We start from the raw sequence: 10,812 nt of genomic DNA, 5'->3' as shown, positions 1-10,812 counted from the left end.
AGTTACCAAACAGGTGGATGAAAAACAAGTTGTGTTTTGGAGTGCAAAATATGCGAAAAAAGCCAAATATGAATGGGAAAAAGCAATTCAAAAAGCGCAAGCGCTCATTAAAAATCCTAGTGCTTATAAACGCGCCACTTCTGTAGGTGCCAGTAGTTATATTAAAAATATCACATTTGATAAGAAAACTGGGGAAATCTTGACACCACAAAAACAGTTACAATTAGATGAACAGAAAATTAAAGAGCAGGAAGCATTGGATGGCTATTATGTATTGATTACAAGCGAATACAAAGAAACTGATGATGCCATTATTGAGATGTACCGGGGATTGTGGCGAATTGAAGAGACTTTTCGCATCACGAAGAGTGATCTGGAAGCACGTCCTGTCTATGTGTCTAGGAAAGAACATATTGAAGCACACTTTTTAACCTGTTTTATCTCGCTTACCATTGCTCGCCTGTTAGAAGTGGAGATGAAAGGGAAATATACGGTCCCTCAATTACTAAATAGCTTACGAAAGGCAGAGTGTACGGAACTCAGCCAAAACTACTTCTTATTTGATTACTATGATGATGTTTTAGAAGACCTTGGTGAAAAATTTCAGGTTGATTTCTCCGCAAGATATCGACGGTTAGGGGAAATTAAAAAAAATTTAGCACAGACGAAAAAAGGATAAATTTCACGATGAAAATAGGACAAAATATGACACCCCTTATCCCTATGTATACCAAGGGATGAAGGGGTGGTTTTGTGTGATTTCACTGTAAAACTCAAGTTACGCTGTATATTTTCATTATATACCACTCATTGACGTTATAAAAATGAATTGCCTTTAGTTATTGTTTACCCTTTTATTTATTAAATTCTGTTCGAGTCTATCAGCTACTTAATCGTCAGCTGTTAAATCTTCATAATTAATTTCGATGCATTTTGAATTGTAAAAATAACTCATTGTAAAGGCCTAACATCTCTCGTCCTAGATTTTCGTAAACTTCTAGACGTTCAGTTAACTCAGCTGATGGATAAAAACGTTCGTCTTCCACCATTTCTGCAGGTAACAGTGGTAAAGCTGCTTGGTTTGGCGTTGAGTAGCTCACGTATTCGGTGTTTAGCGCGGCAATTTCAGCATCGAGCATAAAGTTGATAAATGCATGAGCGCCTTCGATATTATCCGCTGTTTTGGGAATCACCATATTGTCAAACCAGAGATTCGAGCCTTCTTCTGGAACGACATAGGTCAATGCTTCATTTTCCCACATAATATCTCGCGCATCGCCAGACCAAGCAAGTGACACTGCCGCTTCATTGTTTGCCATTAATAATTTGTTTTCGTCTCCGACAATTGCTTTTACATTTGGCGTGAGTTGATTGAGTTTCTCTAGTGCCTCTCCTAAATGCTCACGATCGGTATCATTAAGCGAATAACCTAGAGAATTTAAGCCCATCCCGATTACCTCACGGGCACCGTCAATCAGTAAAATACCATTCTCTAAATCTGAATCCCATAAATCATCCCAGCTAGTAAATGTTTTGTCAGGTAAGAGTTCTGGATTGAAGAGAATCCCAACGGTTCCCCAAAAATAGGGGACAGAGTATTGATTCCCTATATCAAATGGTAAATCCATAAAACGTCCATCAATGTTATCTAGATTCGGTAATTTTTCATGCTCTAAAGGAATAAGTAAGTCTTCTTCTAACATTTTTTCAATCATATACTCCGATGGAACCGCAATATCATAAGTCGTTCCACCTTGCTGAATTTTTGTTAACATCGCTTCGTTTGAATCAAACGTTTCATAAATAACAGTGATGCCTGTTTCATCTTCAAACTGGCTTACGAGATCCATGTCAATATACTCGCCCCAGTTAAATACCGTTAAGGTGTCTGCACCTGAGTAGCCTTGTGAGAGGTTTAAACGATTAATCGTCACAAGGATCAAAATCGAGACAAGAACGATGGCGATAAATCCTGTCATAACTTTTTTCATCGTCTTAGCCCTCCCAACCTAATGCCACCCCGTTGGGAAATAATATAGTAAATCCCGACAAGGATAAGCGTAAAGAAAAATAACAATGTTGATAATGCATTAATGTGTAATGAGATCCCTTGACGTGCCATTGAGTAAATTTCGATTGATAATGTTGAAAAACCATTCCCCGTGACAAAGAAGGTCACTGCAAAGTCATCGAGCGAATAGGTCAAAGCCATAAAAAATCCAGCAAAAATTCCTGGCGTAATATATGGAATAATGACTTTTGTAAGTACACCCCATCTCGTTGCGCCTAAATCTTTAGCCGCATCAATTAAGGTTGGGTTCATCTCACTTAACTTCGGTAAAACCATTAGGACGACAATCGGAATACTAAAGGCAATATGCGATAATAATACCGAATAAAAACCTAAACGGATACCAGCAATCGTAAATAAAATTAAAAATGAAGCACCGATAATCACATCTGGACTGACCATCAGCACATTATTTAAGCCGATAACTGTATTTTTAGCTCTTTTTAAATTATAAATCCAAATCGCACCCAACGTACCAAAAATCGTTGCAAATAATGCTGATAATAAAGCGATCACTAATGTGTTCAAGACAATGATTAACAAGCGTGTATCGCCGAGTAACTCACGATACCAGTCAAGCGTGAATCCTTCAAAACCACTCATCGAACCCCCACTATTAAATGAGTAGATGACGAGGTAAAAGATTGGTGCATAAAGAATTAAGATCACAACCATTAAAAAGATTTTTGCTGCTGGTGAAACTTTTGCTTGCATCTTACGCACCTCTCTTTCTAAACCCAGTTAGACGAATAATAACAAACATAATTAGAATTAAGAAGATAGCAATCGTTGAACCCATTCCCCAATCTTGAGTAACAAGAAAATGCTGTTCAATCGCAGTCCCAAGTGTAATCACGCGGTTTCCTGCAATCAAGCGTGTGAGCATGAATAATGATAATGATGGGATAAAAACAACTTGACAGCCAATCTTCACACCTTCAAGTGTCAACGGTAAAATAACACGTCTAAATGTTGTGCTTTTTGATGCACCGAGATCATTTGATGCATCAATTAAAGCTGGATTTAGACCATTGATTGCATTAAAGATTGGCAAGATCATAAATGGTACAAAAATATAAACCGCAACAAAGACAAAACTAAAGTCGGTAAATAATAGTTGTCTAGAGCCAAAGCCAATCCACTCAAGAAAATTGTTCGCTGCACCATACGCGCCAAAGATACCAATAAAGGCATAAGCTTTTAATAATAAATTAACCCATGAAGGCACAATAATTAGCAATAACCACAATTGCTTATGTTTTGTTTTTGACAAGAAATAAGCCGTTGGGTATGAAATGAGCAATGAGATCAGCGTAATCAAAGCTGCATACCAAAACGAACTAATCGTTAATTTTAAATAAACTGGTGTGAAAAAGCGTTGATAATTAACAAGCGAAAATTCCCCATGAAGATCAAAGAATGAATAATAGAGCAACAGTAAAATTGGTGCAACAACAAAGATCAGAATCCAGACAGCATAGGGAGCCATATACAAGTTACGAATGACTTTTTTATTCAATTGCCTCATCCTCCGTATACTCTTCAATCCGGCGATCAAAGTCTTCTTCTAACTCATTAAAGCGCATGACATGAATATCACCCGAATCAAAGTCTAGTCCAATTTTGTCGTCGACTTGAATTTTTTTCGTCGTATGCACGAGCCATTCATTGCCCTCTGGATCACGACACTGTGCTTCATAATGGACACCTCTAAATAGTCTTGAGATAACCGTTACGTTTAACTTTCCTTCACCTGCTGGTTTAACTTCTAAATCCTCTGGACGTATGACAATTTCAACTGGCTCATTTGGGTTCATCCCACCATCGACACATTCAAAGTGTTTACCTGCAAACTCAACAACAAAGTCTTCAATCATTTTCCCTTCAATAATATTTGATTCACCAATAAAATCAGCAACAAAACGGTTAATTGGTTCATCATAAATATCAATCGGCGTCCCACTTTGTTGGATTTTTCCTTGACTAATGACAAAAATTTCATCGGACATTGCGAGTGCCTCTTCTTGATCGTGGGTAACGAAAACAAACGTAATCCCGAGGCGGCGTTGAATTTCTCGAAGCTCATACTGCATTTGCGTCCGTAACTTTAAATCTAACGCCGACAATGGCTCGTCTAACAAAATCACTTCAGGTTCATTAACAATTGCACGTGCAATCGCAACACGTTGCTTCTGACCACCGGATAATTCACTAATTTCACGATTTTCAAAACCGTCTAAGTTAACAAATGTGAGTGCTTCTTTCACCTTTTGCTTAATCACGGCTTCTTTGAGCTTCTTAATTCGTAAACCAAATGCGACATTCTCAAATACATCTAAATGTGGGAACAAAGCATAGTCCTGAAACACCGTATTGACCTGACGCTTATGTGCCGGGATATGGTTAATTTTCTTGCCATCAAATAAAATCTGACCTTCAGTCGGTTCAATAAATCCAGCAATTAAGCGGAGAATCGTTGTTTTCCCACATCCTGATGGACCAAGCAAGGTATAAAAATTCCCCCGTTCTAGCTCAAAACTGACATTATCTATAATAATCGTCTCATCATCAAACTGTTTCGTTACGTTGTTAAATTGAATAATAGACTCATTTTTCATGTCGATCTCCTTGTTAAACGTGTTAAAATACAAAGCTATTATACAGCGATTTTATCGAAAAGAATATAACTATTTTTCACTTTTATTTGGGGGTTAAAAATTGATCGTAACTTGCTTCTCCTATTCTTTATAATACTCGTTATAAATTGCTTTTAAACATCAAAAGACCTCTTAAACATTAGATTATGTTTAAGAGGTCTTTTAATTCTTTTCGATAAACAAATTATGTTAATCTGTTTCCTCATCAATTGACAAATACTCTACTTCCAACCCTTTCTTAACAGCTGGTCTGTCTGCAATCCGTTCTGACCATTCAATCAGGTTCGAATATTCTTTGATATTTAAGAATTTATCCGATCCTTCATAGAGATCACCTAAAGCTAAACGACCGTACCATGACCAAATCGCGATATCTGCAATCGTATACGTATCACCAGCTACATATGGACGCTTGGCCAACGTTTGATCAAGTAAATCTAATTGACGTTTCGTTTCCATCGTAAACCGATCGATCGGATATTTCATTGGTTCCGGTGCATAGGCGAAAAAGTGTCCAAACCCTCCACCGACATAAGGTCCTGAACCAATTTGCCAAAATAGCCAATTTAACGTTTCTGTTCGGCCATGAATATCTGCAGGGATTAACTTATTAAATTTTTCAGCTAAATAAAGCAGGATTGAACCTGATTCAAAAATATCAACACGTGGATTTTGGCTTTGATCAACGAGTGCTGGAATCTTCGAGTTTGGATTAATGTCAACAAAATCTGAACCGAATTGATCACCTTCGCCAATATGAACTAAATACACATCATAGTCTGCATCCTCAACACCCAATGCTTTTAACTCTTCAAGCATGATCGTCACTTTAATTCCATTCGGCGTTCCGAGTGAATAAAGTTGAAATGGTGCCTCGCCTACCGGTAGTGTCTGTTCAAAACGCGCACCCGCTGTCGGACGATTGCCGCTTCTGTTTGAATTCTCATCTTCCCACTGCCATACGTTTGGTAATTCGTATTTTGCCATCGTTTCACGCCTCCTAAGATAATACTTAACTTTATTCTACTACTTATAGCTTGATAAGCCTATTGGATTGCTTGGTTATCTGATTAGCATAGCCGATTTTAAAATGAAAAATCAGTTTTCTACTACTAATCAGCCCATTGACAAGCCTTAATGTTCACGTGGTTTTCATTTTTCATCGGTACGTTTTCAGCTTCAAGTAAGGCTCTCTGCTCTTTCCAACCCGGCACTAGTCTCCCTGCATGATTGACGACTCGATGGCATGGGTAGCTCCCATAATATTCAGCCATGCTCATCACGCGTCCAACGAGCCGAGCATTTTTGTCTCGACCAATCAATCGAGCAATTTGTCCATATGTTGCTACTTTTCCTGCTGGAATCTCCTCAACAACTGATAATACCTCGTAGATTAAATGCTCATCCAAAATACGCCCCACCTTGATTCTCCTCTCTAAGTCGACAAACAAAAGATTAAAGCAGGCAGACAAATCCATGCCTTCTCCCAACCCTTTAATCGATAAACTGACTCTGATATAACTCAGCATACGCACCATTCTGTTTCAGCAACTCATCGTGGCTACCTTGTTCAACGATATGCCCCTTATCCATCACTAAAATAACATCTGCATCAACAATCGTTGACAACCTGTGCGCAATCACAAAGTTTGTTCGCCCGTCCATTAAGTTTGACATCGCACTTTGAATCATTCGTTCCGTACGCGTATCAACAGAAGACGTCGCTTCATCCAAAATTAAAATATCAGGATCACTGACAAACGCACGCGCAATCGTAATTAATTGTCTTTGCCCTTGCGATAAATTATTGCCTTCTTCGTTGATCAGTGTCTCATAGCCATCCGGAAGTGAAGAAATAAAGTGATGAGCATGGGCTTGTTTAGCCGCTTCAATCACCGCTTCTTTCGATGCCTTGAGATTACCGTAACGAATATTCTCAAAAATTGTACCCTGAATCAGCCACGTATCTTGTAACACCATTCCGAAAAAGGCACGGAGATTCTCTCTTGAAACATGACGTATATCAGTATCATTAATCAAAATCTGACCAGCAGATACATCATAAAAACGCATTAATAAATTAATGATTGTCGATTTTCCCGCACCTGTATGCCCAACAATCGCAACTGTTTCATTTCGTTTAACATGTAAATTAAGATTCTTAATGACCGGCTTATCTCGCTCATAAGCAAAGTTGACCTGATCAAAGACAATTGTGTCAATCGGTGCAACAAGCTGATTTTGGTAATTTTCGACTTCTTCCGGTGCATCTAAAAACTGAAAAACACGTTCAGCTGACGCTAATGTTTCTTGGAGTTGATTCGCCATTTCTGCAATGACCTCAATCGGACGGCGAATGTTTTGCGAATACTGGAGAAACGCAAGCACGTCCCCAATTAAAATGCTCCCTGAAATAACAAGAATACTTCCGATAATCGCGATCGTAACGTAAGCAAGATTACCAATAAACGTCATCACAGGCAGAAGCACACCTGACATAAAACTTGCTCGCCAAGAAACTTCATAGAGATGATCATTAATCTGACCGAAATCCTCATCTGACTGCTTTTCATAACTAAACGCTTTAATTAAATCTGTTCCAGTGAAGTTTTCCTCAACAAAACCAACCATCTGACCTAAGCCACGTGATTTTTCTTGGAAAAAATGTCGCGAACGACTCGTAATAAAGCGGGTCGCAAAGAAACTCAAAGGAACAGTCAGTAAGAACGCAAGCGACAAGATCCAACTAATCGTCACCATCATCATTAAAATCCCAATCACAAGCATTAAACTCGCAAACATCTGACTGACACTAATTTGAATGTTGTGACCCATTTTATCAATATCATTCGTCATTCGACTGATCAAATCACCCGTCGACTGATGATCAAAATACTTCAGTGGCACCTTTTTAATTTTCACAGATACTTCTGAGCGAAGATCTTTAACCAATCGTTGAGATAAATAAACGAGCGTGCGCTCCTTAACAATATCAGCAAGAGCCAACACAAGATACATCCCGATTAGTAACATCACAATCCGCAAAATCAACTGAAGATCAACAGGGACATTGTCTCTAAATGCGATTTGTAAATGATTCAGAATCCTCCCTAACACAACAGGGGTAAAGACTTGTACAGCTGTCACAATTACAGTGAACACAAGCGAGATAATTAAAACGGCTTTATATCTACCTAAATAATTCAATAGTCGCCTTAACGACCCAAATTTTTTTTGTTTTTCTCGCATCATCTGCTCACCTCCGCTTCCCCTTGTGAGACCGCAATTTCACGGTAGACAGGATGATCAGCCAACAACTCATCATGACTGCCATAACCTTGAACCTTCCCATCTTCTAAAACAAGAATCTTATCCGCATGACGAATCGTCGCCACACGCTGGGCAACAATAATCGTCATCGCACCTTTCAACCGATCCTCAAGCGCCTGCCTAATCTCATAATCCGTCCGATAATCTAACGCAGAAAACGAATCATCAAAAATATACACATTTGCATCACGAGCCAATGCCCTTGTAATCGCAAGGCGCTGTCTTTGCCCACCAGAGAAATTCGCACCACCTCGAACAACTTTCGTCCCGAGCGTATCCTCTTCCGGCAAAAATTCTCGTGCCTTTGCTACCGTTAAATCGTTAAGTATCTGCTCGTCCGAAATATCAGGATTGCTATACTGCATATTACCGCGCACTGACTCAGAGAAGAAGAAGTTTTGCTGTGGCACATAACTCATCCGGCGACGCACATCCTCCGTGTGAAGCTGATTGATTTGTTGACCGTTAATTAATAACTCACCTTCAGTTGGATCATAGAACTGCATCAGTAACTTTAGGAAAGTCGATTTACCAGAACCAGTGCCCCCGATAATTCCAAGTACTTCCCCAGTTTTTAAGGAGAAATTAATTTTCTCTAATGCAGGCAAATTTGCACCAGGATAATAAAACGTCAGATCCTTCGCTTCAATTGAATGCGTTGACCCTGTTAACCTTGCTGATCCACCAACTTTACGCGATGGATATTCGATCACCTCTTGGACACGAGCAATCGACGTTGATGTCCGCGGAATAATCGTCAACATCCTTGATAGCATCACTAACCCTGTCATTACCTGGGCGGTATACTGAATAAATGCGAGTAACTCACCAATATTCATCGAGCCATCAATAATAAACTGCGCACCAAAATAAACCGCAATAACCGTAGTCACACCTACAACAAAAGTTAATAACGGTTGGACTGTACTCATCGTATTATTAATCTTCATCGATAATTGATAGTATTCATCATTCGCCTCTTCAAAAGATGCTTCTTCTTGTTTATCTCTTGAAAAAGCTCGAATCACCTTTAACCCTGTCAATCGTTGACGCAATAAGAGATTGACTCGATCCAAAGCTTTCTGAAGTATTGGGAAATAAGGAATTACCACTCGAATCACAAAATAAATCAGCACAAAAATAATCGGCATACTAATTAGCACAATCCCGGTCAAACGAGGATGTGTTAAATATGCCATAATTAGGCCACCGATAAATTGGAGTGGCGCCCGTAATAATGGACGCATCATTAGTAAGACAAACTGCTCGATATGACCGACATCATTCGTCGTTCGGGTAATGAGCGATGAAATACCGAATGCTTCTGTTTCATCAAACGTCATATGATTCACTTTATTAAAAATTCGCTTCCGTAAATCGCGGGAATAAGCTAGGGCAGCTTTTGCAGAATAGTAAGAAGCTGAACCACGCACAACGATCGTAAATAGCGTAACAACCAGCATGATTCCTCCGATTTTGAGGACATATTGGACGTCCTCTACTGCGATTCCGTTGTCTACGATTAATGCGAGTAATCGCGGTAAAAACAATTCACCAAACGTATTTCCTAACGTAAGGAAAAATACGAGTGCGAGTAATCCATTATATTTTCTTAAATCTCGAAAAACACTCATTGTTGCTCCCCTTCTCTATCTTTCTCTAGACTAGTCTATCACAATTAGTAAAAAGACAGCACCTTTGTGGATTTGATAATATTTAACATCGTTCGAGTTGTTTATGAAGGAAAATAAAAACACAAGTGAATAGGCTGGAAAATACACTTGTGTTTCCTAGCGATCAAACTTGTGGCATTAATAATAAATAACCTATTAATTTAAGAATCTTGCTGGTCAAAGAAGTAGAAGTCGATAAAGTAATTTCATTGAGTCAATTTCATAATACAAAAATCTAATTAAGAATACGAACAATTACGAATAAAAACACAATATCATACGTAAATACAGAAGCCTAATCAAGTGATTGAAACGGCAGGCGGCGACTCCAGCGGGAACAGATCGTGTCCGAAGATCCAGTGAGACAATTAAGGAATGTTAGACTAAGAGCGCCACGTCCATGTGGCGACGTCTAACTGACCCACATCCTGTGCGCCCGAGGCGGATCCCGCGGAAAGCGTCCGCCTAGAGTGGAAATCACCGCGTTACCTGTAACTCAATTGTTCGTGTTTTATAGCCAATTAAGTCATTATGAAATTCATTCCATTTATAGATTTTATAAAAAAGGGAAACGGAAAATACTGTGAGCGATAAAATTAATATCAATAACTCATTGGTTACAAAAATCCCACGTATACTGTTTAATTAGTAGTGTGCGATTATACACAAAAAAGCACTTCTCTTATTATGGAGAATGTTGTAATGGTAAATGGGGTAGCAATAACGTTTACAGTAAACGGAGGGGATTTTAGGAATTTATATTAATAAGTCCCGATAATAAAAAAGGCAAATGCCAAAAACTCCATACAACACCTATAATTAAGGCGCTAAGAATTGGAGGTAATTTCTTCTCTTGCTCAGGATGAATCAGACCACGCCATCCCACTTCTTCAAGTCCGTCGTTTTATGACAAAAAGAGGAATATGTGGTACTAACAGATAGAGTGGTCTTATTTTTCCACCGTTAATTAAACAAAAGGTAACAAGTTGGAATCGTTTAAAATTACTGTAAAGAAGCACTTTATTCCCTCGAAAAACAGCTCGCTTTGTTTACATTCTTCCAGATTAAAGACTGTACTTTC

Annotated in this window: 10 protein-coding genes; 1 reads left to right on the top strand and 9 read right to left on the bottom strand. The window is 38.8% G+C overall.

Annotated features, from left to right (window positions below; translation table 11 throughout):
* The coding region (locus ABD814_RS06520; protein WP_344911507.1) for an IS1634 family transposase at positions 1-679 on the top strand (679 nt) is incomplete at its 5' end.
* A 238-nt stretch (positions 680-917) separates the two neighbouring features.
* Here ABD814_RS06520 and ABD814_RS06515 read toward each other — a convergent pair.
* The 9 genes from ABD814_RS06515 to ABD814_RS13310 form a co-directional block, all read right to left on the bottom strand.
* Positions 918-1,991 (bottom strand): ABC transporter substrate-binding protein, encoded by a 1,074-nt coding sequence (locus ABD814_RS06515; RefSeq protein WP_344911505.1) that lies wholly within the window; start codon positions 1,989-1,991, stop codon positions 918-920.
* Positions 1,988-2,785, bottom strand: a complete 798-nt coding sequence (locus ABD814_RS06510; protein ID WP_344911503.1) for an ABC transporter permease — start codon at positions 2,783-2,785, stop codon at positions 1,988-1,990. Before ABD814_RS06510 ends, ABD814_RS06515 begins: the two co-directional genes overlap by 4 nt.
* Before the next feature lies 1 nt (position 2,786).
* The gene (locus ABD814_RS06505) at positions 2,787-3,560 is read right to left on the bottom strand and encodes an ABC transporter permease (RefSeq protein ID WP_425549063.1); all 774 of its coding nucleotides are present in this window, start codon (positions 3,558-3,560) and stop codon (positions 2,787-2,789) included.
* Between the two features lie 22 nt (positions 3,561-3,582).
* Positions 3,583-4,689 (bottom strand): ABC transporter ATP-binding protein, encoded by a 1,107-nt coding sequence (locus tag ABD814_RS06500; RefSeq protein ID WP_344911500.1) that lies wholly within the window; start codon positions 4,687-4,689, stop codon positions 3,583-3,585.
* Positions 4,690-4,917: 228 nt separating this feature from the next.
* A complete protein-coding gene (yghU, locus tag ABD814_RS06495; protein WP_344911498.1) occupies positions 4,918-5,715 on the bottom strand; it encodes a glutathione-dependent disulfide-bond oxidoreductase in 798 nt (265 codons plus the stop codon).
* Positions 5,716-5,840: 125 nt separating this feature from the next.
* Positions 5,841-6,140 carry an MGMT family protein gene (locus tag ABD814_RS06490; protein ID WP_425549062.1) on the bottom strand — a complete coding sequence of 100 codons (300 nt, stop codon included), beginning with the start codon at positions 6,138-6,140 and terminating at the stop codon, positions 5,841-5,843.
* A gap of 82 nt (positions 6,141-6,222) precedes the next feature.
* A complete protein-coding gene (locus ABD814_RS06485; protein ID WP_344911494.1) occupies positions 6,223-7,980 on the bottom strand; it encodes an ABC transporter ATP-binding protein in 1,758 nt (585 codons plus the stop codon).
* Positions 7,977-9,692 (bottom strand): ABC transporter ATP-binding protein, encoded by a 1,716-nt coding sequence (locus ABD814_RS06480; RefSeq protein ID WP_344911492.1) that lies wholly within the window; start codon positions 9,690-9,692, stop codon positions 7,977-7,979. The genes ABD814_RS06485 and ABD814_RS06480 overlap by 4 nt, the downstream gene beginning before the upstream one ends.
* A gap of 787 nt (positions 9,693-10,479) precedes the next feature.
* Complete coding sequence (locus ABD814_RS13310; RefSeq protein ID WP_425549061.1) at positions 10,480-10,617, bottom strand: hypothetical protein; 138 nt, start codon at positions 10,615-10,617, stop codon at positions 10,480-10,482.
* Between the last annotated feature and the right edge of the window lie 195 nt (positions 10,618-10,812).

Origin of the sequence: Amphibacillus indicireducens (assembly GCF_039539605.1) — a bacterium.
Taxonomy (GTDB): domain Bacteria; phylum Bacillota; class Bacilli; order Bacillales; family Amphibacillaceae; genus Amphibacillus; species Amphibacillus indicireducens.
This window is presented reverse-complemented; position numbering and strand designations above follow the sequence as displayed.